The organism is Cytobacillus oceanisediminis (assembly GCF_004366035.1).
Taxonomy (GTDB): Bacteria; Bacillota; Bacilli; order Bacillales; family Cytobacillaceae; genus Cytobacillus; species Cytobacillus oceanisediminis_C.
On the sequence record NZ_SOEE01000003.1, the window covers coordinates 200,136 to 225,409 of the forward strand.

General features: G+C 40.3%; 27 protein-coding genes. 22 read left to right on the plus strand and 5 right to left on the minus strand.

Annotated elements, in window-relative coordinates:
- The first annotated feature begins 16 nt into the window (after positions 1-16).
- The 4 genes from DFO72_RS09220 to DFO72_RS09235 all read left to right on the plus strand — a co-directional run bounded on the left by DFO72_RS09220 (position 17) and on the right by DFO72_RS09235 (position 3,431).
- Complete coding sequence (locus tag DFO72_RS09220; RefSeq protein ID WP_113881414.1) at positions 17-580, plus strand: histidine phosphatase family protein; 564 nt, start codon at positions 17-19, stop codon at positions 578-580.
- 15 nt (positions 581-595) lie between these two features.
- Entirely contained in the window at positions 596-1,621 is a 1,026-nt protein-coding gene (locus tag DFO72_RS09225; RefSeq protein ID WP_113881415.1) for a DUF2332 domain-containing protein, read from the plus strand.
- A gap of 134 nt (positions 1,622-1,755) precedes the next feature.
- Entirely contained in the window at positions 1,756-2,706 is a 951-nt protein-coding gene (locus DFO72_RS09230) for a rhodanese-related sulfurtransferase (protein ID WP_113881416.1), read from the plus strand.
- 104 nt (positions 2,707-2,810) lie between these two features.
- Positions 2,811-3,431: a LysE family translocator gene (locus DFO72_RS09235; RefSeq protein ID WP_113881417.1), complete on the plus strand. Its 621-nt coding sequence runs from the start codon at positions 2,811-2,813 to the stop codon at positions 3,429-3,431.
- 75 nt (positions 3,432-3,506) lie between these two features.
- Here the strand turns inward: DFO72_RS09235 and DFO72_RS09240 are convergent, their stop codons facing one another.
- Entirely contained in the window at positions 3,507-4,253 is a 747-nt protein-coding gene (locus tag DFO72_RS09240; protein WP_113881418.1) for a hypothetical protein, read from the minus strand.
- Between the two features lie 101 nt (positions 4,254-4,354).
- Here DFO72_RS09240 and DFO72_RS09245 point away from each other — a divergent pair, with 101 nt between their 5' ends.
- The 5 genes from DFO72_RS09245 (at position 4,355) to DFO72_RS09265 (ending at position 9,229) form a co-directional block, all read left to right on the plus strand.
- The gene (locus tag DFO72_RS09245) at positions 4,355-4,819 is read left to right on the plus strand and encodes a hypothetical protein (RefSeq protein ID WP_113881419.1); all 465 of its coding nucleotides are present in this window, start codon (positions 4,355-4,357) and stop codon (positions 4,817-4,819) included.
- A gap of 117 nt (positions 4,820-4,936) precedes the next feature.
- Positions 4,937-8,155: a DEAD/DEAH box helicase gene (locus DFO72_RS09250; RefSeq protein ID WP_113881420.1), complete on the plus strand. Its 3,219-nt coding sequence runs from the start codon at positions 4,937-4,939 to the stop codon at positions 8,153-8,155.
- Positions 8,156-8,168: 13 nt separating this feature from the next.
- The gene (locus tag DFO72_RS09255; protein ID WP_113881421.1) at positions 8,169-8,378 is read left to right on the plus strand and encodes a DNA-binding protein; all 210 of its coding nucleotides are present in this window, start codon (positions 8,169-8,171) and stop codon (positions 8,376-8,378) included.
- Positions 8,379-8,486: 108 nt separating this feature from the next.
- Positions 8,487-8,741: a hypothetical protein gene (locus tag DFO72_RS09260; protein WP_113881422.1), complete on the plus strand. Its 255-nt coding sequence runs from the start codon at positions 8,487-8,489 to the stop codon at positions 8,739-8,741.
- A gap of 41 nt (positions 8,742-8,782) precedes the next feature.
- Positions 8,783-9,229 (plus strand): GyrI-like domain-containing protein, encoded by a 447-nt coding sequence (locus DFO72_RS09265; protein WP_113881423.1) that lies wholly within the window; start codon positions 8,783-8,785, stop codon positions 9,227-9,229.
- 28 nt (positions 9,230-9,257) lie between these two features.
- Here DFO72_RS09265 and DFO72_RS09270 read toward each other — a convergent pair whose 3' ends face one another.
- The gene (locus DFO72_RS09270) at positions 9,258-9,884 is read right to left on the minus strand and encodes a metal-dependent hydrolase (protein ID WP_113881424.1); all 627 of its coding nucleotides are present in this window, start codon (positions 9,882-9,884) and stop codon (positions 9,258-9,260) included.
- Positions 9,885-10,107: 223 nt separating this feature from the next.
- Between DFO72_RS09270 and DFO72_RS09275 the strand changes: the two genes are divergently transcribed.
- The gene (locus DFO72_RS09275) at positions 10,108-11,274 is read left to right on the plus strand and encodes a TraB/GumN family protein (protein ID WP_113881425.1); all 1,167 of its coding nucleotides are present in this window, start codon (positions 10,108-10,110) and stop codon (positions 11,272-11,274) included.
- A gap of 125 nt (positions 11,275-11,399) precedes the next feature.
- Here the strand turns inward: DFO72_RS09275 and DFO72_RS09280 are convergent, their stop codons facing one another.
- Positions 11,400-12,554, minus strand: coding sequence for an ABC transporter permease (locus tag DFO72_RS09280; protein WP_243856107.1), 1,155 nt, complete (start codon positions 12,552-12,554; stop codon positions 11,400-11,402).
- A complete protein-coding gene (locus tag DFO72_RS09285) occupies positions 12,523-13,452 on the minus strand; it encodes an ABC transporter ATP-binding protein (RefSeq protein WP_113881426.1) in 930 nt (309 codons plus the stop codon). Before DFO72_RS09285 ends, DFO72_RS09280 begins: the two co-directional genes overlap by 32 nt.
- A 225-nt stretch (positions 13,453-13,677) precedes the next feature.
- Here DFO72_RS09285 and DFO72_RS09290 point away from each other — a divergent pair, with 225 nt between their 5' ends.
- Entirely contained in the window at positions 13,678-14,466 is a 789-nt protein-coding gene (locus DFO72_RS09290; RefSeq protein WP_113881427.1) for an aminoglycoside adenylyltransferase domain-containing protein, read from the plus strand.
- 37 nt (positions 14,467-14,503) lie between these two features.
- Here DFO72_RS09290 and DFO72_RS09295 read toward each other — a convergent pair whose 3' ends face one another.
- Positions 14,504-14,845, minus strand: a complete 342-nt coding sequence (locus DFO72_RS09295; protein WP_113881428.1) for a hypothetical protein — start codon at positions 14,843-14,845, stop codon at positions 14,504-14,506.
- A gap of 148 nt (positions 14,846-14,993) precedes the next feature.
- Here DFO72_RS09295 and DFO72_RS09300 point away from each other — a divergent pair, with 148 nt between their 5' ends.
- The 11 genes from DFO72_RS09300 to DFO72_RS09350 all read left to right on the plus strand — a co-directional run bounded on the left by DFO72_RS09300 (position 14,994) and on the right by DFO72_RS09350 (position 25,004).
- A complete protein-coding gene (locus DFO72_RS09300) occupies positions 14,994-15,818 on the plus strand; it encodes a pentapeptide repeat-containing protein (RefSeq protein WP_113881429.1) in 825 nt (274 codons plus the stop codon).
- Positions 15,819-15,837: 19 nt separating this feature from the next.
- Positions 15,838-16,293, plus strand: coding sequence for an NUDIX hydrolase (locus tag DFO72_RS09305; protein ID WP_113881430.1), 456 nt, complete (start codon positions 15,838-15,840; stop codon positions 16,291-16,293).
- Between the two features lie 69 nt (positions 16,294-16,362).
- A complete protein-coding gene (dnaN, locus tag DFO72_RS09310) occupies positions 16,363-17,490 on the plus strand; it encodes a DNA polymerase III subunit beta (RefSeq protein ID WP_113881431.1) in 1,128 nt (375 codons plus the stop codon).
- Positions 17,491-17,755: 265 nt separating this feature from the next.
- Positions 17,756-18,448 carry a response regulator transcription factor gene (locus DFO72_RS09315; RefSeq protein ID WP_113881432.1) on the plus strand — a complete coding sequence of 231 codons (693 nt, stop codon included), beginning with the start codon at positions 17,756-17,758 and terminating at the stop codon, positions 18,446-18,448.
- Positions 18,426-20,645 carry a sensor histidine kinase gene (locus DFO72_RS09320; RefSeq protein ID WP_243856108.1) on the plus strand — a complete coding sequence of 740 codons (2,220 nt, stop codon included), beginning with the start codon at positions 18,426-18,428 and terminating at the stop codon, positions 20,643-20,645. The genes DFO72_RS09315 and DFO72_RS09320 overlap by 23 nt, the downstream gene beginning before the upstream one ends.
- A gap of 16 nt (positions 20,646-20,661) precedes the next feature.
- Positions 20,662-21,162, plus strand: a complete 501-nt coding sequence (locus DFO72_RS09325) for an RNA polymerase sigma factor (RefSeq protein ID WP_113881433.1) — start codon at positions 20,662-20,664, stop codon at positions 21,160-21,162.
- A gap of 235 nt (positions 21,163-21,397) precedes the next feature.
- Positions 21,398-21,877, plus strand: coding sequence for a hypothetical protein (locus tag DFO72_RS09330; protein ID WP_113881434.1), 480 nt, complete (start codon positions 21,398-21,400; stop codon positions 21,875-21,877).
- A gap of 808 nt (positions 21,878-22,685) precedes the next feature.
- The gene (locus tag DFO72_RS09335) at positions 22,686-23,042 is read left to right on the plus strand and encodes a DUF805 domain-containing protein (RefSeq protein ID WP_113881435.1); all 357 of its coding nucleotides are present in this window, start codon (positions 22,686-22,688) and stop codon (positions 23,040-23,042) included.
- A 102-nt stretch (positions 23,043-23,144) separates the two neighbouring features.
- Positions 23,145-23,672, plus strand: a complete 528-nt coding sequence (locus DFO72_RS09340) for a general stress protein (protein ID WP_113881436.1) — start codon at positions 23,145-23,147, stop codon at positions 23,670-23,672.
- Between the two features lie 108 nt (positions 23,673-23,780).
- Positions 23,781-24,614 carry an aminoglycoside 6-adenylyltransferase gene (locus DFO72_RS09345; protein ID WP_113881437.1) on the plus strand — a complete coding sequence of 278 codons (834 nt, stop codon included), beginning with the start codon at positions 23,781-23,783 and terminating at the stop codon, positions 24,612-24,614.
- A gap of 36 nt (positions 24,615-24,650) precedes the next feature.
- Entirely contained in the window at positions 24,651-25,004 is a 354-nt protein-coding gene (locus DFO72_RS09350; RefSeq protein ID WP_113881438.1) for a VOC family protein, read from the plus strand.
- Positions 25,005-25,274: the final 270 nt, after the last annotated feature.

The following is a 25,274-nucleotide window of genomic DNA, read 5'->3' on the forward strand; positions in this document are numbered from 1 at the left end:
ATTTTGGGGTTTTTAAATGGAAATAACACTTATTAGACATGGCAGGTCATCGCAAATGGATAATCACCGCATGAGTAGCCATGAATTTAAAAAATGGGTGGAAATGTATAACCACTTAGGAATTGTTGAGGGTGAGACATGTTCTTCTGACGCAATAGAAAAAGGGATTTCAGCCTCTTTTATACTTACAAGTGATTTAAGAAGGTCAATCGAGTCGGCCAAAAGCATAAATCCTTCTGCAAAGATACAGACAGATCCATTATTCAGGGAAACTGAATTGCCCATACCTGCCGGTAAATTTCCGGGTATGAGATTAAGGCCAAATACCTGGGCTGTGGTATTAAGGCTACTATGGTTATGCGGCTATTCACAGGGCTGTGAATCATACAGGGATGCAAAATTACGGGCAAAGCATGCATCATCAACATTAACCGCTATTGCAAAAGAACATACCTTTGCTGTTCTCGTAGGTCACGGTTTTTTCAATCATTTAATTGCGAGGGAACTTCAAGAAGCTGGGTGGATCGGGAAGAGAAAAACAGGTTCAAAGCATTGGAATGCAGATACTTACATCTATTAACGGAGGGGAAGGAGAATGGTAAAACCTAATCTAGCATCCAGATTCAAAACATTTGGACAATATGAATGTCACGGATCCAGTGGGCTTTATGAGTTCTTGTCTTATAAGATTGCAGAGGATGAAGAATTGCTGGTTTTGGCATCTGAAGCGAAAGACGGCCAGCCAGTGCCGAATTTATTTCTTGGAGCCATTCATTATCTGCTTTTAAGCGGGAAAGAGCATGAACTTAAGGAATATTATCCAAGTTTAGTGGAGAATCCCAAAAACCCTCTGGAATCTTTCCAAAGCTTTAAAGATTTCTGCAGGCTAAATTCACAGGAAATTAAAGAAATAGTAAAAGCAAAATTAGTCCAGACGAATGAAGTTAGGCGCTGTGCTTACTTATACCCTGTGTTTGCCTGGATCTTTCAGCAAACCGAAAAGCCCCTGGCTTTGATTGAAATAGGAACAAGCGCGGGCCTGCAGCTTCTTTGGGATAAATACTGCTACACTTATGATACAGAAGAAACTTTTGGAAATCCAGCCTCGAATGTTCAATTATCCTCTGAAATTAAAGGAGGGCATGTCCCGATTTTACAGCCAAAAATGCCGCCGGTAGCTTCAAGAACTGGAGTTGATCTGCATATAAATGACCTGAATAATGAGGAAGATTTTCTATGGCTGAAATCACTTATCTGGCCTGAACATCAGGAGAGAAGTACTTTATTCGAAAAAGCTGCCCAAGTTGTGAAAGAAAATCCAATCAGCCTGATTGAAGGAGATGGTGTTGAGCTTTTGCCCAGGCTGATTAAAGGCATACCTGATGAACATTTAATCTGTGTTTTCCACACACATGTAGCAAATCAGATGCCTAGAGAGGTAAAAGAGAATCTGCTTAATAAAATAAAAGCAAGCGGACAAAGCAGGGATATCTTTCATATTTATAATAATATCCAGGACCGGAATCTGCATCTTGATTATTATCTGGATTCCAAAGAATATAAGAAATTGGCCGGCAAAACAGAGGGGCATGGAAAGTGGTTCACATGGGAATTGAATTAAGCTTCCTTACTATTTCGCACCTCTAAAATTTTGAAACTTGACAGCATCTGTTATACTTATCTAGGTAAGTATATATTGTTTTAACCTATTAACAGATATATCTTGCAAATATTAAGTGATAGGTGGAAATACAAATGAGTCACAAACCATACAGAGTTTTACTTTACTACATGTATGTTCCGATTGAGGACCCTGAGGAGTTCGCAAAGGAGCATAAAGCTTTTTGCAATGAGCTGGGCCTTAAGGGACGCATTCTTGTTGCGAATGAAGGCATAAACGGGACTGTTTCCGGACCAGTGGAACAGACAGACCGGTATATGGAAGCAATGAAGCAGGATCCGCGGTTTGCGGAGATGGTTTTCAAAATAGATGAAGCAGATGGACATGCCTTTCCTAAGATGAAGGTTCGTGCACGTCCCGAGCTTGTAACACTTCGCCTTGAAGACGATGTGAACCCCAACGAGGTTACAGGCAAATACCTGGAGCCAAAAGAGTTCTTCGAAAGACTTCAGGATGAAGACACAATTGTTTTAGATGCACGAAATGATTATGAATATGATCTTGGCCACTTTAGAGGTGCGATCAGACCGGATATCAAAAATTTCCGCGATCTGCCGGAATGGGTGCGTGAAAATAAAGAATTGCTTGGTGATAAAAAGATCATTACGTATTGTACAGGCGGCATCCGCTGTGAAAAGTTCTCCGGATGGCTTGTAAAAGAAGGATTTGAAGATGTAGCCCAGCTTCACGGAGGAATTGTCACTTATGGAAAAGATCCTGAAGTACAGGGAGAACTCTGGGACGGCCAGCTTTATGTGTTCGACGATCGCATTGGCGTTCCGGTTAACCAAAAGGAGCATATAATCGTAGGCAAGGACTACTTCACAGGTGAGCCTTGTGAACGCTATGTCAACTGTGCAAATCCTGCATGCAATAAAAAGATCCTATGCTCTGAAGAAAGTGAGCATAAATATATGCGCAGCTGTTCTGATGAATGCCGAAAGCATCCTCAGAACCGTTATGTAGCTGAACACGGTCTTTCCGAGGCAGAAGTGGAAGAAAGAGTAGAACAAGTAAGAGCATAAGATGTTTAGAGCAGATTTTCCTTTATGGAAACTGCTCTTTTTTTATTGGAAATTTCATGAAAGCTGATATAATATTCTTAAAAATCTTATAAGGTAGGTGGGATATGGAGAATTTACTGTTATTTCTGTTTATGTCGTTTCTGCTTGTTATTTTACCGGGACCTGATACTGGGATTTTAATTCAAAACACGATTTCAAGCGGGAAAAAAAGCGGCATTAAAACGATGTTCGGATCTGTCGCTGGGCTGATGGTCCATACAATGGCTGTTGTATTTGGCTTATCGGCATTAATTGTAAAGTCTGCTTACATATTTTCTTTTATTAAGTATGCTGGTGCGATATATCTTATTTATTTGGGCATCGTTTCGTTAAAGTCTCTATCGGGTAAACAAGAATCAGCTGACATGGAGAGTAAGTATAAAAAGAACAAATCGCATTTTCTTCAAGGGTTTTTCACGTGTGTGTCCAATCCAAAAGTAGCTGTGTTCTTTTTAACATTTTTCCCTCAATTTTTAAGTGCGGAAGGGAATCACTTTGCGCAATTTCTTGCGATGGGCTTAATATACAGTCTTATAACAATTATTTGGTTCTTTTTCTATGTATATTTGATTGACTTTTTCAGGGCCTGGCTGAAGAAACCTTCTGTTAATAATGCGATTCAAGGAATTTCTGGTGTGGTTTTAATGGGATTTGGCATTAAATTGGCACTTGAGAAACAGCCTTAAGGAAGGGACTGCTTAACCTCTAAAATAGGTTAAAGCAGTTTTTTTATGGTTTAGCGTAGGAAATATACTCTTTGATTATAGCTGTTCTCCCCAGCTTCTAATTAAATCTGTCATAGCATATTTGTTCTGTTTAAACTGCTTAGCGCGGTGTCCATTTGCGCCAGAAAGGTGAGGAAAGCCAGATAATATGGTATGTCCTGTAAGTTGTTTAGCTGTGTATAGATGACGGATGATCCTTTCGGCGGTTATTCCCAGCGGAATTATGAGTGCAGGGCTATTTATTTGAGCCAGCTCTTCTGGGAATACTTCTGTTGCGTACTCGGCAAGCATCGCTGTTATTAATAGATCAGGCTGGTGTCCGGTATAATTATTGCCACGGAAGAAAACCGGATATTTTAAAACAGAAGTGGTGTGAAGGAGCGGTCTATTTCGCCCGAAAAGTGTATCAGTGCCATCTAGGTGCAATGCTTCTTGTAAACCGCATTGGTCTAGCATGCTTATTAAATTTCTCCTCATCCCTCCTGAAAAACTGGCTGCCTTTTTGGTCTCCTTCAGGATTGCATTAAGCTCATTTTCAGCAGCCAGTCCTTTCAAGAATGATTCAAAGGCAATCCTCATTTGGGCCCATCCAGGAGTAATCCCGACGATTACAATTTTCGCGTCATTATTGATATATTCGTTGTGCGGGGCATAATATATGTCCAAATCCCCATCCTGACTTATTAAGAACTCTTCAGTCATTAATTGATCCTTTGTCAGCGTTCCGACTTTTGGCAGCTTTTCAATGGCTGGAAGATACTTTGAAAGTAATGAACAATCCATAAGATCTCCTTCTAATATGTAATGGTATATGAATAATGTTACCAAATCATGAATAATAAAAGCCATCTAAGAGACATTAACAAATAAAAAGGATTCTGCTCATGTATGGACTGATAATAGCTGCCATTCTTTTTAATTTCATTGCATTTACAACAAAAAAACGTCTGACAAAAAATCAAATTTTACATATATGGACATTCACAATTTCAGCTCAGCTAATATTTGATGTCATGATTGAGTTTAAATTTGGGGGATACTGGTACTTTGACAAGGAGCCAAACTGGGCAGGACTGCTGGCACATATTGTTCTGGTACCCCCAGTTAACATGATGTATCTGAATTGGTATCCTTTCAGAGGGGATCTCATTAAACGATTTTCTTATATTGTTATTTGGGTAGTTGCCATTTTGCTGTATGAAGTCATCGCTTTATTGCCTGAGCCATGGGGATATTTTAATTATGGCTGGTGGAGATTGTGGCATGCAGCTTTACTTGATCCCATGCTGCTTTTATTGATGGTCAAATTCTATAAGCTGATTACGAGGTTTGAAGGGGAACTTAAATAACTGTAAATGATGATCTAAAAGGGAGATGTGCTCTCCCTTTTTGTGTTAGATGAAATGATTTATGGCAGATGACTGTGATACAATTTAAGTATACATATTCCCGGAAGGAGAACGTTTGTGGATATTAAATTGACTCACAAATTGATAAAAGAAATGTGCGGCACTGTCTCCTTCAAAAGAGGGGACGCTTTTTTCCGTAATAAGAAGGTAACGATAAAGAAATACAATGATGAGATTTGTGAAGCAGCAGTATCTGCTGGTGAGGAATTTTTCGTTTCGGTCGAGAAAACATCCGGAAACAGTTTTAAGACATTGTGCAGCTGTCCAAAGCTAGCTTCGTTTGATAAAGAATGCCAGCATGCAGCGGCTGTTCTGCTGGCAATTTATGATATGCAGCAGCACAGATCGCCCAGGATAAAGGATGCAGCAGGCACCCTTGTGGTTTCTGCCGAACACGCCTTAACGGATGGTCTCATGACACTTTTCAGTGAGCAGCCAAGAAGGTCAAGTGGACACCAGCTTCATTTTGAAAACAGGCAGGTGCTCCGTCCAGAATTCACATGTGTGCCTGTTCATTTGGGGAAGGGGCATTATTTGTTAGCCATAAAATGTACCATCGGCCCAATCGCTGTCCTTGATATCCGTCAATTTCTTCACGCCGTTAAAGAGGGAGAACCAAGCCTATTATCATTAACTTTTACCTACGACCCCGCTTTGCATTGTTTCCCGCCAGAAGCTGATGCAGTTCTTCAGCAGCTGATACAGCTAATACACGATGAATCCATTTATATAAATGCTTTAATGGATGATTTCGATTATACTGCGACCAAGCATATGCTCTTAATCCCTCCGTCATCTTGGGAAAGGCTGAAGCCTGTTTTGACGCTTGCTGAGAAAGTAAGGCTTGAGATAATGGGGAAAACATTTGAACGGATGGCTTTTTCAAAGGAACGGCTGCCTTTAAGGTTTGAACTTAGCGAAAAGGAAGAGAAATGTTATTTAAATGTTTTTGGCCTGGATCGGATGCTGATCCTGGATTCATATTATGCTGTTCTATCAGGCGGCAAATTAGTCACGCTCAATAAAGAAGATTGCCAGCGTTTATATGATTTAACACAAATGCTGGAGTCAGCGGGGAGAAGCCAGATTCCGATTGCTGCTGAACAAATGGAACTGTTTCTGGAAAAAGTGGTCCCTGGACTGAGAAAGCTGGGGGATGTCCATATTTCAGAAGACATGTCACAAAAATTTATGAAAACACCTTTGATTGCCAAGCTATACTTAGATCGTCTGCGGAACCGGCTTCTGGCAGGAATTGAATTTCATTATGAAAATATCGTGATCAATCCGCTGGAAAGAAGAGAGCCGAAGGGCGGCACACGGATTATTAGAGATGTGGAATTAGAGGATGAGATCCTTCAGCTTATGGAGGAAAGCTCCTTTGCAAAGACGGATGGCGGCTATTTTCTGCAAAATGAAGAGCTGGAATATGAATTCCTTTATCATGTTGTCCCTAAACTGCAAAAGATGGTCCAAATATATGCCACTACGTCTGTCAGAAACCGTATTTTCAGGGAAAATGCCAAGCCGCAGATACGGATAAAAATGAAAAAAGAGCGGACGAATTGGCTGGAATTCAAGTTTGAATTGACCGGCATAGCTGATCAGGAGATACGGGATGTATTATATGCACTTGAGGAGAAACGGAAATTTTATCGCCTGAAAAATGGCGCGCTCCTTTCTTTGGAAACAAAAGAATTTGAGGAAATCCAGCGTTTTCTGAAAGCTGTGCCTGAACAGGCAGAAGATCTGGAGAGCGGTTTGAACATGCCGGTTGTATCCGGTCTTAGAATGCTGGACACAGCTGGAGATCAGGAGATGTTCCATCATGAGGAATCCTTTAGGGAGTTTTTAGAAGAGCTTGAGAATCCATCATGCCTCCAGACTCCTGTGCCGGAAATTCTGAATCCTATTTTGAGGGAATACCAGAAAAGCGGCTTTAAATGGCTAAAGATAATGGCGCATTATGGATTTGGCGGCATTTTGGCTGATGATATGGGACTGGGGAAGACACTGCAAAGCATTGCTTTTATTCAGTCTAACCTTAAGGAAATTCGGGAATATACCGGTCCTGCACTCATAGTGTGCCCTTCATCCTTGACGTATAACTGGTTAAGCGAACTGACGAAGTTTACACCGGATATCCAGGCAATTGTCATCGATGGAACTCAAAATGAACGGGCTGAGCTCCAAACGGATTTATCTGGCATTGATGTGGTGATTACTTCCTACCCCTTGGTGCTTAAAGATATTAAATGGTATGAAATGCAGGATTTTTATACGGTGTTTTTCGACGAAGCGCAGGCATTTAAAAATCCGGTAACTCAAACAGCGAGAGCAGTAAAGAAAATTAAAGCCAAATATCGCTTTGCTTTAACAGGTACACCCGTTGAAAATTCTGCGGAAGAACTGTGGTCTATTTTTCATGTCGTCTTCCCTGAATTGTTTGGCGGCTTAAAGGATTACGGAAATTTAACAAGGAAGACGATTGCCAGAAGGGTTCGTCCCTTCATGCTCAGGAGGCTGAAAGAAGATGTTCTTTCAGAGTTGCCTGAAAAGATGGAGCTTATTGATTCTGCTGAGTTGCTTCCCGATCAGAAGAAGCTCTATGCGGCTTATCTGGCAAAACTGAGAGAGGATACCTTAAAGCATTTAAATAAAGATACACTCAGAAAAAACCGCATAAGAATCCTTGCTGGTTTAACACGGCTCCGCCAGATTTGCTGCCACCCTGCTTTATTTGTGGATGGATATAAAGGGAGTTCAGCGAAGTTTGAACAGCTTAAGAGGATTATCGAAGAATCGAGATTGTCTGGAAGAAGAGTGCTTATTTTTTCGCAGTTCACTAAAATGCTTGACCTTATTGGCAGAGAACTTGCCCTTCTGGGTCTGCCGTTTTTCTACCTGGATGGACAGACACCTTCCGCGGAAAGGGTGGAAATCTGCCGCCGATTTAATGAGGGAGAGCGCGATTTTTTCCTGATTTCATTGAAGGCAGGCGGTACGGGTCTAAATTTGACTGGTGCAGATACAGTCATCTTATATGATTTGTGGTGGAATCCCGCCGTTGAAGAACAGGCAGCCGACCGGGCGCACCGCATAGGACAGAAAAATACTGTCCAGGTAATAAAATTATTGTCGAGAGGCACCATCGAAGAGAAGATGAATGAACTTCAGGATAAAAAGAAAAACTTAATTGAAGAAATCATCGATTCGAATGGAAGTGCAGCCGGAAGCCTGACGGAAGAAGATATACGCGAAATATTAATGATCTAAAAGGAGGAACCCCATGCCAGAAAATAATCTAAAGGGGAGCAGATTCCCTGAAAAGCTGGCAAAGCCAGCATTGCGTGCACTCGAAGGGGCAGGCTACTTTACAATTGAACAGTTAGCCGGTGCCACTGAAGCAGAATTGCTGGATCTCCATGGAATGGGGCCAAATGCCATGGCAAAACTTCGCAAGGCAATGGCAGACAGAGGTTTAACATTTAAAGTTTAGTAAGGAAGACGCGACTCTTGAGACGCGTCTTTTTAATGGCTGTTTTCGTATATTGGTGCTTTTTAATTGCTTAGTTTGAATTGCTGAGTTGATTGGAGCGGAGGGCACTTGATCCTCGAAAATGCTGACGCATTTCCTTCGTGCGGTGTTAAAGTCGAGGAAGTTAATTCAATGTCCTGCGGGAGAAGCGGGACAGGTGAGACCCAGCAGGTACAATGCGACGAGGAGGCTCACCGCACCCACCCCCGCGGAAAGCAAGTGCCCCGTGCTGAAATCAACGGGCTGAATTCATGGGCAATAACAGCAACCTATGAGAAAAAAGCCTTTTTAATCTATCAGATTAAAGGAGGGATTTTCCAATAGTTAGAGAAATTCTTAGTATTCAAAGTTTGGAGGGATTTCTAATGTGTAAAGTCGTTTTGCAGGAGTTTAAAGCAGTAGTCATAAGGAACAAGGGTCTTTTTAAGGATTATGCCCATTTGGTGCCTGAAGCAGCTCAGAGCTTCTTGAAGCAGGGCCATCTTGTACAGCATAGCAGCGGACTGGAAGTGTCCATTTATGAACCTAAGAGGGGGGAAGACCACTTAGAGGGAATATTTTTTGTCGGTTATTTAGTTCATAAGAAACCTGAAACACTGCCAGATGGGATGGAATATATAGAGGTGCAGCATACTTATGCATCAATCAGAGGAAAGGGAGCTGACATGGGCGGCCTGTATGCACGTCTTAACAATTGGATTAAAGAGCAGGGCAATACGCAGGGTTCCGCTGATCATTATATTTTGGAAGTTTATTATCCGGCTGAAAATGAGGATGAGGATGTAGAAGTATACATTCCAGTCAAAAACTAACCGCTCAAATTCTGAGCGGTTGTCTGTCTTAGATCTCTTTCGACGAAATCGGGAGAAAGAGCTTTATGCCCCTTTTATTAAATGGAAGCAATTTTAAATCGGCTATCAAATGACTTATATAACCGGCAAGGCATGTATAGAATACACCCTCTATGCCAAGTGATCCATCAAATTTGGCTGAGATGAATCCAAAAAAAATAACACCCAGGATAGAATGAGTATAACTGCGGTGGGAAACGAAGGAAGCTATCAATATATAAATCCCAAATAATATCAGCCACAGTTCCTGCAAAGAGATTCCTCCCGCCAGGACGCCAATTCCCGTAATGGTCAGCATATGCTTTTGTTTGATTTTCGCAGAAATGGCGGTCATGCTGATCCCTATAGCGATGCCCAGCCATTTCTCTTTCGGCGAGCCTTCATAGAAGCTATAGATGATCATTAAAATTCCTATGATTTGGGCAACTGTCCGAACGACTTCATGTGAAAGTGTAAGCCGGTCACGAAGTTTTCCATCAATGTCGAGGTCCGGGATTAATCCAGAAACGCTGCCGAGTCCTACTAATAATAGCGTTGTGGATGGGCTGGCATGAACAGTGTTCGCAACCACATATCCTGCTGCTGCTCCAATCGCTGCATGGGCGGTACCATTCAATATAATTTCCACCTTTATAATATATTTGCATTTTTTTCATGCATTCTTATATTATATCAAAACACTTGTTCTGTTTAGGGGTTAATAGATTATTTTGTTATTTAGGGCTAAATTCACCTCTGAGTTCATTATCCTGGGCATACTTAAAACAGTTCATGGTATAATGAACAATACATTGAGCTATAAGCATACATATTAGAATTTGTATCTAAGGAAGGTATTTATGTCAGAGGAAAACATAACGAGGATTCATTTAGACGGCAAGGAATACATATTGATAGGAACAGCACATGTTTCAAAGCACAGTGCAGAACAAGTGAAGGAAGTCATAGAGGCTGAACAGCCTGACTCTGTTTGTGTGGAATTGGATGAACAGAGATATCAATCGATTACAGAAGGCAGCAAGTGGAAGGAAATGGATATCATCCAGGTAATTAAGGAGAAGAAGGCTTCACTGCTTTTAATGAATCTGGCGATTTCATCCTTTCAAAACCGCATGGCTGACCAATTCGGCATTAAAGCCGGCCAGGAAATGATTCAGGGAATTGAATCAGCCAAGGCTGCCGGGGCAAAGCTTGTTCTGGCTGACCGGAATATCCAGATTACCTTTGCAAGGATTTGGGGCAACCTCGGATTAAAAGGGAAATCCCTGCTTCTTAGTCAAGTAATAGCAAGTATTTTCAGCAAGGATACCATAACTGAAGAAGAACTTGAGAAGATGAAAAATCAGGATACGATAAATGCGATTCTAAATGAATTTACAGATAGTTTTCCGCGATTAAAGAAACCGCTCATTGACGAGCGGGATCAATACCTTGCACAAAAAATTAAAGATGCACCAGGAGAAAAAATAGTAGCGGTGCTGGGGGCAGCCCATGTACCGGGGATCAAAGAGGAAATCAAAAAAGAACAGGACATGGCCAAATTGACTGAGCGCCCTCCAAAATCAAATGTTCCAAAGATAATTGGCTGGAGTATTCCGGTGTTCATTTTGGCCATTATTGCCTATACATTTTTCGCAAATCCTTCTGCGGGTCTTGCACAGACTATCAGCTGGATTATTTGGAATGGCTCCTTGTCAGCACTGGGGGCTGCCATTGCAATGGGACATCCTCTGACCATTTTAACTGCCTTTGTTGCAGCGCCAATTACATCATTGAACCCCCTTCTTGCAGCAGGCTGGTTTGCCGGACTGACTCAGGCCTATATACGCCGTCCGAATGTAAGGGATTTTGAAACCTTATCTGAAGATGTATTTAGTGTTAAAGGATTCTGGAGAAACAAAGTGAGCCGGATTTTATTGATTGTTGTCCTTTCCAATCTGGGCAGCTCGCTGGGAACCTTTATTGGGGGAGCAGATGTAATCAGAGTGTTTCTTGAAAATTTATAAGAAAGCCTTTCTGGGATGAAATCAAGATGATTTCATCCTTTTTCAATATTAATGAATTTTTTATACTTCCAAAAAAAATACTGAAGAAGGCCAGCTGGCCGATTTTGGCAGCTGGCACTTTTTCATTATCTGTCAGCAGCAATCGCTTTTCTCTTATAAAGCAAGGATCCCAAAAGAAAAGTAACGGCTCCCCATAACGTCATCACGCCAATTCCTGCCCAAAGTCCTGCTGTAGCAATGCCGGTTTCATACACCATGCTTTCCCTTAAGCCTTCAGCAAAATAGGTTAGCGGCAGGATGCTGGATATTGGCTGGATCCATTCAGGCATCGTTTCAATAGGGAAGAACACTCCGCTTAAAAACATCATGAGAAAACTGCAGATATTGGCTACTCCCATATAAGCTTCTGTCGTTTTGCTGAAAGATGAGAAGAAGTAGCCAAGTGCATTAAAGGATAAAGCACCGATCAGGAATACGATAATCAAGGTAAAAGGATTAATATAAAGATTGGCTCCAAACACGAGGACACCTATTAATGATAGCAGGATGATCTGCACAATACTGAACAACAGCCTCATAACCATATCACTTAATCCGAAAATGCCCATATTTGCCGGTGTCATTCGCAGCCTTTTGATTAATCCCTTTCTGCGCATGTCGACCAGATCCACCATGCCAAACATGCCGCCCTGGGCAATGGATAAAGCAATCATCCCAGTTAAAAGGAAATCTGTATAATCCAGTTCATTAGTGCCAGAGGTTATCGATTCATATTGCAGATCATATTTCGGGGAAGCACCTGCTGCCATTAAATTGGCCTGCTGGATAAACTTATCCAGAATGCCGGAAACTGCCTGGGCTGCGGCACCCTGTTCATTTTCTTTGTTTATTAATAGGGTAACAGAGGAGGCCTCTGCCGACCCCGGCAGGATGATGGCGGCATCCACTTCCTGATCTTTTACCCATTCCTCTGCTCTATCCCTCGCAACAGGTTTTCCAGACTTGACTTCAAAAACGGGAAGACCGCTGATTTGAGAAAGCATCATCTCTGAAGCAGGATTCGGGCTTGGATCCACAACTGCCACTTCGGTTTTAAACTCTTCATCTGAATTTCCGCTGAAGATGACCATGAAGATAACCATTAGGATAACCGGGAAAAAGATGCCCCAAAACCATGCTTGTTTTTCGCGAAGAGTTAATTTCAGCTGTGCTAAAAACATCATTTTAAATTGATGGTATCTATTAATCTTAATCCCTCCATTCTTTGCCGGTAAACGCAATAAACACATCCTCCAGGCTCATTTCCCGTATGGAGACCTGTTCCACTCCGAATGATTTTTCTTTTGTAAATTTAAATAAGTCCAAAAGGGTTTCTTCAGGTTTTGCTGCCCATATTTTTAGAGTTGCCCCTTCCCGTTCCGTTTTGGATACGGATTCCAGGACCTTCGAGAATATATCAGCATCCACTGCAGCACCTTCGCCATCAAGGAAACTCAATCTTATTTCCCGTTCATCTGTAAGTTTCTCTATGAGTGCGGAAGGGGAGTCAAGTGTGATCACATTTCCCTGATCCACGATGCATACACGATCACTTAATTTCTCTGCTTCTTCCATGTAATGAGTGGTAAGAATGGTTGTTTTGCCTAGTTCTTTAAGATGAAGAATGATATCCCAAATATTTCTTCTGGCCTGGGGATCTAGTCCGGTAGTCGGTTCATCCAGAAAAATGATTTCAGGGTCACTAATCAGCGCCAGTCCAATTGCCAGTCTTTGTCTCTGGCCGCCTGATAATTTTTTTACATGATTTTTGCGGTGCTCAGTAAGATTGACAATTTCCAGGATTTCTTTGGCTGACCGGGCATGGTCATAAAAGGAAGCAAAAAGGTTCAGGTTTTCTTCTGGTGTTAATAAATCAAACATGGCACTTGACTGTGGCTGGACGCCAATTTTCTTTTTAATTGAAACGGCATGCTTATTCCAATCGAGGTCGCCAAAATGGATTTCACCGTTATCGGGTGAAACAAGGCCCTCAATCATTTCCAGTGTAGTCGTTTTGCCAGCTCCGTTTGGACCGATAATAGTGAAGACTTCCCCGGCATTAACCGAGAAACTTATATCCCGGACAGCCTTTATTTGGCCAAAGGATTTTTGCAGATTTCTTACTTCTAACACAGTCATTCGTCTTCCTCGCTTTCATGACAAGTTGGATATTAGCATCATGCAAAATTCTAACCTTTTATTTAATACGTTACTTTTTTTGAAAAAATTCATTTTTTTAGTAAACTTAATAATATCTATACTGATTACATAATATGGGGCAAACCGATGTAGAGAAGATGATTGCCGGGTTTGAAAATGAAGTGTGAAAGGCTTTTTCTATTAGAAGTTAGGGGAGAAGTGTAAATGAGAGGACTTCCAATAGTGGTTGATGAATTATTAAATGAATACATAGATTTAGTAAATGAATATATGCCCAATCAGCTTGAAGGCCTCTATTTGCACGGATCGCTTGCACTGGATGCTTTTGTGGAAGGATCAAGTGATATTGATTTTATTGCGGTTACAAAAAGCGGTTTAACTGTATCAGAATTCAAAAAAGCTGAGGAGATCCATGGGATACTAGCAGAAAAATATCAGTTTCCTGAGATGGATGGGGTATATTTAACTCAAAATGACCTGGGAACGCTTTGTGAATGTTTCTTCTATAATAACGGGACAATGAATTATGGGCATTTTCTGAATCCAGTCACCTGGTGGCTTTTACAAAAGAATGGTATTGTCATTTATGGGGCTGTTCCGGTTATAGAGATAAATGACAATGAATTGGTTTCATACACTTACGAGAACATGAATACATATTGGGCAAGTCGAATCCAGTCATTCGAGGAATCAATTGATGAACTGACACAAATAGCAGACTCTGAGATTGATAAAGAAGTTGAATGGATGGTGCTCGGCTTATTGCGCCAGTTTTACACATTGAGAGAGAAGGATATTATCTCTAAGCAAGGGGCCGGTGAGTACTCCTTAGAGCATTTGCCGGAAAAATGGCACCCAATCATAGTGGATGCCATTAATATTCGCAGAGGTGAGGAAAATAGACATTATACAAGAAAGCGTGATCGAATTAAAGAAACTATTAAACTGTCAAAATATCTTATAAGCCAATCAGCAGCAATCAAAAATAGGTGAGCTCCCCTTGATGTGAAGCTCACTTGACTGAAGGCCGTTACGTTATCCTTATTGGAGTATCCAAGTTATGGGAATCCCGATAAGATCGATAAGAGACAAATCTTTTTCCGTGTGAGGATCCATCCAATTGAAGTATCCGTTCATTAATTGTTTCCATATACAGAAAGTCATCATTCGCATTTAGACGGTAGAAAGTGTAGGTGTTTCCAAGGAGTTCTTTCTTTGTTATTTGTGTATCGGGGTGCTGCTGGATGAATTCTGACAGCTGCTTAACAGAAACTGAAGGAACCTCTGCCATTTCATAAAGCTTCCCTTTAAGGTTTGCTTTTAGCTTGCTTACGGCACTCATTGCCTTTTCTTTATATTTATTCCTGGACATAAAGTCACTCCCTTAATAATGAGATATTAAGAATAATTTCCATTTGCAGAAAGAATAAACATTACCTGCAGGAAAGTCAAGAACAGTAACAAATAAAAAATATTGCTGAAATGCATCCTGTAATTTGAACGAAAGGAAGTGCCGTGTTTTGCCTAAACAAATTAGTAATTTAATATCCGATTGTGAAAATTGTTTTGGGCTTTGCTGTGTGGCCCTCCCATATGCAAAATCAGCTGACTTTGCTCTTGATAAGGAAGCAGGTAAACCATGCCCTAATCTGCAAGCTGATTTTCGCTGTCAAATACATGCAGACCTCAGGGGAAAAGGCTTCAGGGGATGCACCTCATTTGAATGCTTCGGAGCAGGCCAAAAAGTATCTCAAAACACTTTTATGAATAGAGACTGGCGCAGCCATCCCGGACTGGAGAAAGAGATGTTCGATGTGTTTCCCATTATGCATCAGCTTCATGAAATGCTTTTCTACTTAACAGAAATTCTATATTTGGAAGCCGCTATGCCTATTCATGATGAAGTCAGAGAAATTTTGGACAAAACAGAGGATTTAACTAATATGGAGCCGGATGTGATTATGGGTATTGATGTCCAGGCACATAGGGGTGAAGTTAATAAGCAGCTTCTAAAAGCCAGTGAGCTTGTCAGGAAGAACTCAGGATTGAATCAAAAATCCGCGAAAAAATATAGCGGCCGGAGAGATTTTATCGGAGCCAGATTAATCGGTGAGGTGTTATGCGGAGCGAATTTAAGAGGTTCCTTGTTTATTGCAGCTGACCTGCGCAAAGCTGACTTGAGATATACGGATCTTATTGGTGCAGACTTTAGGGACGCAAATTTATGCGGAGCCAATCTAATGGGAAGTATTTTTCTTACACAGGCTCAGGTTAATTCAGCAAAAGGGGACATGTATACGAAGCTGCCAAATGGTTTACAGAGACCGCAGCATTGGGTGAATTAAAGGAAAGAAGAGATGCCGAATGACACAGAACGAAATCGTGCTTGTTGTCAGCACATCAATTATACAGGAAGGCAAAGTGCTGATGATTAAAGAGAATAAAGCCACTGTAAGGAATAAATGGAATTTCCCGTCCGGCCGTGTTGAAAAAGGGGAAGATATCCTTGCAGCTGCCTGCAGAGAAGTTAAAGAAGAAACGGGCTTGGACGTAAACCTGACCCATACAACTGGTATCTATAACTTTATCAGCAGTACGGACCATCAGGTCATCTTATTCCATTTTATTGCTCAAATAAGAGGGGGCTTTTTAAACCTTCAGGAAGAGGAAATTGCCGATAGCATGTGGTTGAACCTGTCAAACCTTAATCGCTTTAAAGACGAGGAACTTCGCGATGCCAAAGTCATAAGGCAAATCCTGAATGCCGTAAAAGGGGATAAGCTTTATCCCTTGGAGCTGTTTCAAACAAAGTTAAGCTGATAAGGTAAAAGGAATATTCAGGAATTTTGTCGAAAGAATACCTTATCGATAATATTAGGTGGGGTATGAATGGAATTTAAAATTAGGAATGAATATTTTAATAAAGCCATTGGAGAAGTAAGCAGTGCAATTTCTGCCAAGACACCTTTTCCTATTTTAACCGGGATAAAGCTGACTGCATGTGAGGACCATTTAAGACTCACTGGAAGCAACTCAGATATTGTGATTGAAAAACTCATTCCTGCTGCTGATGAAGGGGATGTGCTGGAAATAGTAAAGACAGGCAGTGTTGTAGTAACATCCAGATACCTGACAGAGCTAATTAAAAAGCTGCCGGGTGACATACATATCAAAGTGAATGAAAAGCATAACGTGACAATCATATCAGATGAAATTATTACATACATAAATGGTTTTCCAGCCGAACAGTATCCGAAACTTCCTGAATTTGATAATTCTCATGGGATCCAAATTTCTTCTGTAAAATTATCAGCAATAATAAAGCAGACCGTGTTTGCAGTTTCGAAGAATGATACAAGGCCGGTGCTCACAGGAGTGCATATGATTGTTAAAGAAAATCACTTTTCGTGTGCGGCAACTGACTCACATCGTTTAGCTTTTCTGGACACAAGGATCGCTTCTGCTTCCAAAGGGTCTTTCATTGTTCCAGGCTCGAGCCTAAAGGAACTTTTAAAGCTATTGGCTCATCAGGAAGAACGCAAAATACAGATCTTCTCATCCGAGAGCTATTTAGTTTTCAAAACAAAATCAATCATGCTCTGTTCACGGCTTATTGAAGGCAAGTATCCTGATGTAACTGGACTCATCCCAAATGAAGCGAAAACAGTTATAAAACTGGACGCAAAGAAACTATTAAAGGGAATTGACCGTGCCTGCCTGTTTGCCCTCGAATGGAAGAATAACAATGTCCTTCTGGAGATAAAAGAAGGAAAATTGAAAATATCTTCAGTTTCCTCTGCCATTGGAAAAATTGAAGAGATACAGCCTCTATTAGAAATCACAGGCGAGCGGGAGCTGTCCATATCACTTGATGGAAGCTTTTTAATGGATGCCCTAAAAGCTATTCAGGAAGAGCATGTTCTTTTAAGCTTCAGCGGCTCAATGAAGCCGGTTATAATCAAGCCTGTCAGTGACGAATCTTATATTCAGCTTGTTTCGCCCGTCCGTTCGTATTGAGAGCAGTCTTCTTACGTGGAGAAATGACATTTCTAAATTACTTTTTGCACCATTCACCAGCTAGACAGCTGGCGGATGGTGCTTTTTTATGACTTACAATTACAAGTCTATATTTCCATTTCCACCCATTATAAAATAGAAGGGATGTAAACTTAAGAAATGCAGATTCAATCTTAAGAAATTCTTAAGATTTCTATTACATTAATGTTAAGATTTTGCGTTTAGTATAAAAATATGAAAAGAGCACCTTGAAAGCAGGGGGATTATGAATAACTATTATGTACTCGTCGTAGATGATGAAAAAGAGATAAGAGATGCCATTGAAATTTATCTTAAAAATGAAGGCATTACTGTATTGAAAGCAAAAGATGGAATCGAAGCTCTGGAGATATTGAATGAGAACCAGGTGCATCTGATCATTTTGGATGTCATGATGCCTAAGCTCGATGGTATTTCAGCTACATATAAAATTCGTGAAAAGAAAAACATCCCGATTATTATTCTGAGTGCCAAAACAGAGGACACAGATAAAATTCTAGGGCTGCAGGTTGGAGCTGATGATTATGTGACCAAGCCTTTCAATCCCATGGAATTGGTTGCCCGGGTGAAATCACAGCTGAGAAGATATGTGACATTCGGAACATTTGAAGGAGTCAAAAAGGTGATTGATCTGAACGGTCTCATGCTGGATAAGGAAGCAAAAGAAGTGAGTGTTAATGGAGAGCCAGTGAAAATGACTCCGATCGAGTATAAAATTGTGGAACTTTTAATGACGAATGCCGGACGCGTTTTTTCCATTAATGAAATATATGAACGGGTATGGAACGAGCCGTGCTATAACGCAGAAAATACGGTGGCAGTCCATATTCGGAAAATCCGTGAAAAGATTGAAATTGACCCGAAGAATCCGAGATATTTAAAGGTGGTATGGGGAATTGGATACAAGATGGAAAAATAAATTCATCATTGCAATGATAACGGTTTTATTTGCTTTTGGAGCGAGCGGCGTTTTGTCTGTTCTAATAAACGGAAGAGAATATGCGAACCCGGACTATTTTCACACAAGTCAGTTTAGAAGTGATTTGGATCAGTATGCCGGATACCTGGAAATGTTCGAACTGAATAACGTTACCCTCGAAAAAGCTAAGGAGGCAATAGAGGTGTCAGAAGAGGACATCCATGAACATCGCTATCGTTATGGAACTCTGCCTGAACAAATAGATAATATTAGAAGCCAATATGAATATAGAATCCAAGAGGCAAAGGACACTGAAAATAATGAATTTGCCAAGGCTTTAACCGATCAGATGAACAAAAGAATCGAGGATATTACGAAGAACTTTGAGAGTGATGAACACGTACGCCCCAAATTGATAAAAGAAAAAGAAGAAAAAATAGAAGAGTTTTTTAAGGAAAAGGAACAATTGCGGGATCAGTATGATTTTTATGAGGATTCGTTTACTTATTATTTTGAGGATACTTCCACTGGTGAAGTATTCACCAATTTAACTTTGTCCAAAAATGAGTCTCCGGATGAAGTAATGAAAAAAGAGATGGTTTATCGTACCGATTACACCATGGACAAAAATTATTTCCTTCATTTTATTATGGGGGGGTATGGGGAGTTTGAACAGTCCCTGGTAGAATCGCAATCAGGCTACTTTAAAGGACAAATAGGCCTGGCTAAAAACCTTCCTGATTCAAATATGTTCATTGATCAAAATAATCATTTCAAACAAAAGCAGATTATATTATTAATTTATGGCGGCTCAGCGGTTTTGGCTATTATCGCTGCATTGATTGCTGGCAGAAAGTCAAAGGCCCTGTCTGCTGAAATCAAAAGGTGGGAGCCTTTATATAATAAGCTGCCTATAGATTTAAGAATAACCTTTTTGGGGTTGGCAGTAATAGGCAGCAGTTTGGCCTTATTTCTGATAAATGATTTTCTAATAGACTCCTACAATATCCTTCCGCGAGTTATTGAATTGATTATTGTGCTTCTTGGAGCATCGGTTCTTTGCGGTCTGACAATTGTTCAGCTCAAATATATCGCTGGTGAATTTAAGGACTTGAAAAACGCCAAGGCAGTTTTGAAAAAGAGTCTGGTTTATAGAGCGGCTGGCGGTTTGAAAACCAGCCTTCAGGAAGCCTTTTTAAACCGGAGTATAGGAACTCAGCTGTTTGTTGTTTTATTAATCATCTTTGGAATGGGAATGGGTTCAATTGTCATGTTCTTCCACCCGCTATTTGCCCTGTTTTATGTAATGGTCTTAGCGTTTGCAGGTATTCCGCTAGTTATGGCACTTATCAGGCGTGTAGGCTATTTCAACCGAATTGCCGTGACCGCAAATGAATTGGCAGCGGGCCACATGGGACCGGACTTACCGGTTAAAGGAAAGGGTGTTCTGGCTTCACTAGCAGGAAATATGAATGTATTGAAGCAGGGCGTAAAAACTTCCCTTAGCGAGCAGGCAAAAAGCGAAAGGCTGAAAACGGAGCTGATTACAAATGTCAGTCACGATTTAAGAACACCACTAACTTCAATTATTACGTACACGGAACTGCTGAAGTCAGGTGAAGTTTCTGAGGACGATCGCTCTGCCTACCTTGAGATTATTGACCGTAAGTCTAAACGGCTTAAGGTTTTGATTGATGATTTATTCGAAGTCTCGAAAATGGTGAGCGGCAATATTGAGCTGCGGAAGGAAAGAGTGGACCTTGTCCAGCTGCTGCAGCAGGCTCTCGCGGAGCATAATAACGCTATTAATGAATCCAATCTGCATTTCAGAGTAACCCAACCTGATCATCCGGCAATCGCATTTGTTGATGGCCAAAAGCTCTGGCGAGTCTTTGATAATTTAATTGGCAATATACTGAAATACTCATTGGAACACTCACGGGTCTATATTGCGATAGTGAAAGTGAAGAGTCAGGCAGTCATAACGTTTAAGAATGTTTCTAAATATGAATTGGACGATCAAAGTGAAGAACTGTTCGAGCGTTTTAAACGAGGAGATAAATCAAGGCATACAGATGGTTCAGGCCTTGGCCTTGCCATTGCCAAATCGATTATTGATCTTCATGATGGAAATCTTGAGATAGATACAGATGGTGACTTGTTCAAAGTGAGCATTTCACTGAATATAGAGGAGTAAGGGAAGAGGATGAAGTATGGATATTACCGAGCTGTATACGTGTCATTATAAACGCCTTTATCATATTTGTTTCTCGATGACAAGAGACGCATATCTTGCGGAGGATATCGTTCAAGAAACTTTTATTAAAGCCATGAAGAAAGCGGAAACGATTATCGATGAAGAAAAAGCGGGGGCATGGCTCTCAGTCATTGCCCGAAGGACCGCTCTGGACGTTATTCGGAAAGAAAGGCGGAAGACTGCTGTGCCGATGGAGCAGGACATGCTGGAATGCCTCGGTATAGCTGCAAAACAGAATGTCGAGCAGGAAGTTGAATCCGGCTTTGCTGCTGAGGAAATCACGGGGGCGGTAAAGAAGCTGACAGGCAGCTATAGAGATATTCTTTTGCTGAAAATAGACCGGGGATTAAAGGAAAGAGAAATAGCCGCTATGCTTAATTTGAATCCTTCAACTGTAAAAACCAGAATCTTCAGGGCTCGAAAGCAGCTGAAAATGATGGTGCAATTAGGGGCATAGCAAAAATAAAGAGAGCAATTGGCCAATAAGATTGGGCTTTTGCTCTCTTTTAAATTTATCCTTTCCGGCATGGGCGGCGGAGCAGACTCCGTTCCTATGGACTTGTACTTCTTATCGATATTAGGGCGGTGTATTTATAGACGGGCAATATCAGGTCATTTGTATTCTCTGCTTTTGTATAGCAGACGTCCGAAATAGGGGATAATAATATAAACTTTCGAGAAAGAGATATAATATGGTTTTACTTATAGCTTCCATAATCGCCTTTAATATAGTTGCCTTCAAAATGAATAAAAAAATTACTCCCAGTCAAGTTTTGCAAATCTGGACATTTACGATAGCTTTTCAGATGATATTTGATTTAATTGTTGAATTTAAACATCATTTTTATTGGTACTTTACTCCAGCTATTGAATGGGAAGGCTTGCTGCCGAGGTTATTTTTAATTCCGCCGGTGAACATTATTTTTTTGAATGGATACCCTTTTTCAAAAGGCATTCTTAAAAAAATGGTTTATCTGCTTTTCTTTGTTGCGGGAATTATCCTTTATGAAATGGCGGCTCTGCTTCCTGAACCATGGGGTTACTTTAACTATGGTAAATGGAAGATATGGTATTCGGTGATTGTTGACCCATTTCTGCTGCTTGCTCTCGTTTTATTTTATAAGTTGTTGATTTTATTAGAGGAGAAAAGTTTTTTACAAAAGAAGTATTGAAACAATAAAAGTCGGTTCATTGTATTTTAGTGGTTTCCTTATGATTCTTTGGCCGTTAATCTGATATAGGAACTTATTAGAAAGAAATTTTCTTCAGATGGGTTGTCATTGCTTTAGCTAATTTAAATACGGATGAAATGCTAAGTTTATATTTTCGGATTTATGAGCTAAACGCGGGGGAGGGCAGCTGGGAGCCCTTATCATCAACTGACTCTTGGAGCAACATTCGGGATTATCTTTTTAAATTTCATCCCAGAAAGCTAGTGCTCTTTTAAATCAGCACGGTTCATTTTTTCACATCTTTTTGAAAAGGCTACAGTCAAGCGGAATTATACAAATTATTTCTCCTGGAAATGGTGGTATTCTGCCCCTATTAATGTAGTTTTTTTATTAGTGTGTGCTGTCATTTGCATTTTATTAGGTCAAAATTAAAGCTTCCTGCTTATGCCGGAAGCTAATTCTTGTGTTGGAATCTGTTTGGGAGCCTATCTTTATGCCTGGCCATTCTGTTTTCGAACAATTTTTTTGCCTCGTGCTTTATTGCACCTAGAAGTGTTCTTAGTATTTTCATGTTTATCACCACTATAAGAATATGCCGCAAAAAACATTCAGTGCCAGTCCGTGTATCTGCTAAGATGAGAAAAAAAGAAAAATAGACTCCTGTTTCAATGATAGGAGGCAGGAGTTTTTTATTTCATTTATGGGGGGAATCCTTCAATTTTTAATAAAAAACATATTTTTCCCTGCTGAAAAAAGGATTTTACTATTGATATAATAGATGGGTGTGTACAGCGGAGGTGAAAACAGCATGAATGCATTTATTAATGTGTTTAAAGAATCATTTAATTTCAGCGGAAGATCCAGAAGAAGAGAATATTGGATGTTTATTTTGTTTACATTTGTCATTTCAATTATTTTAACTATTATTGAGATGATTTTGGGATGGGAGATTACAGAGGACATTGGAATCCTTACAACCCTCTTCTCTCTGATTATGTTAATTCCGAGTCTTTCTGTAACTGTCAGAAGGCTGCACGACACCGGGAAAAGCGGCTGGTGGATTTTAATCTCTTTGATTCCATTAATCGGAGGGATTATTATCCTCATCTTTACTTTAATGGACAGTGAACGTGGATCAAATAAATACGGGCCTAACCCTAAATAAAAAAATCTCCAGCCGTCACGGCTGGAATTTTTTTTGAAACTATTTTTGGGAAAATTCGTATTACTTTTAAGTGGTATCTTTACCTGGAAGTGAGGAATTTAGGTGAGGAATAGAGTATTGAAGAGACTTTCATATCTTTCTACCGGAGAAGCGACGAGCCTTATAATGTTTGTTTTTATCAGTTATCTGGTGAATTATACATATCCTGATCTGCGTTTATATTCACTATTTTCTTTCTGGTCATCATTTCTGCTGCTGGAGTTTTTACTCCTTCAAGGCTCCATTTATTGGTATATAAAATGGAAGCGGTTAAAAAGAGAAAATACATCTGCTGCACCGATCAGGATGGTTAAGCAGTTATGGGCTATAAAAAAATGGAACATTGCCATGATAATCATTATTCCGGCTGCCTTCATAGCAGATTATTATATGTGGCATCCCTCAACACCTCAGGGACTGGGGATTGCCGCCTTTATCTATACCTTTGCCATCCTCGAGTATGTTAACTATTTTCATATTCAGTTATCTTATGATAATCGCGCTGATATTAACAGCCTCAAGCAGTCAAAGCACTTTAAACAAGCTAGTTTGAGCAAGGATTTTAAAAGGCTGAAAAATAGTAAAACATAAAGCAGGAATTTTCGGTAAGCTTACTGAACACATAATATGGAACTAGTAGAATGTGCAGAATAGGCAAAGTACTAATGAATAATGTATAAGGGAGTTGGCCAGATGTGAATGGGATTATATGTTAAATACAAAGGAAGAGATTCCGAACTTCCACGACATAGAGAAAGAATAATGCATTCTATTGAAAAGGATTTGATCCATGATCAAAATGTATTATCTGTATTTTATGGCGGTTCAATAGGAGAGAACAGTACGGATTTATTTTCAGACATTGATCTGCGGATTGTCGTGAATGATAAAGTATTTGAGGAATATAGGCTTAATAAAAAGGGCAGGGCGAAAAAATGGGGAAATGTATTATTCTTCGAAGATAATCCCCGTGCATCACATACTGTTGCACACTATACAAATTTTATTAAAGTAGATGCATTTTATTATCGTTCCCAGCAGCTCCAGCCATCTGTATGGCTTCAAAATATTAAGATCGTTCATGATACGGATGGAGTAATGATTTCTTTATCTGAAAATTCAAAATGTTTAACTTACCAGCCCGCTCTTGAGGAAGTAGAAAGCTGGAGAGATAAAATTTTTGCCTATGTACATGAGGTATACAGAAGAGTGAGCCGGGGGGAGATTTATTATGCTTTGCGCTGCCTGGACAATCTCAGGTTATCCATGATAACTGCATGGCATATGGAAGCAGGGCTCCAGCCAAATACCTTTGGAGACTGGGCCAGACTACAGGGAACAAGGAGCAAACTGGAAACCTGGCAGCTAAAACTCCTGGAGGAATGGTTCAGCAGCCCGGAACCCTCTGAAATTATGAAGGTGATGACAAGCATGTTCCCGGAATTTAAAAGAGTACATGCATGCCTATGTCAAAAGGTGGGGCTGGAAGAAAATAATAGTTTGGCGGAAAAGGTACTGGAAATGATTAATTAAGACATAGCAGTTAATATATGAAAGCAGGCGATACCAATGGCGAAAGTAATCGGATTTGAATTAAACAGCCAGGATCCGGAAAAAGCAGCTGAGTTTTATTCCAATGTTTTCGGATGGGAGATTGAGGAACCGAATTGGGGATATTGGCCAGTCAAGACAGGAAATGACCAAAATCAAGCCGTAAATGCGGGCATCAGTAAAGGACCACACGATTACCCGCATGGAATCCGTATTCAGATAGAAGTGAAATCGATTGAAGAATCCATTTCATTGGCAAAGGAAAATGGGGCAATGGTGGTAAGGGACAAAATGGAATTTGATGATTTCTATCTTGCCTATCTGGTGGATCCGGTTGGGCTTGGGTATGGGCTTATTCAGAGAAAGGGATAAAAGGGGCGTCCTTCTTGCTTTCTATCATGGTAAAGGAGAACTCTCAGTTGGAATTAATGAATGAAAAAGTTACATTAAGCGAGTAAGATTTTCTGACACGAATCTTAGGGAGGATAAGACTTCCTATTTCTGTAACTTAGATGGCAGTAAAATAAAAAGCAGCAGCTTGAAAAATGTTGAAATTATCGATAGTAACATAAGCGGAAGATCAGTGGTTTATCTGTGGAAGACTTATTGCAATCTTATGAGCAGGTAAATATCAAATAAAGG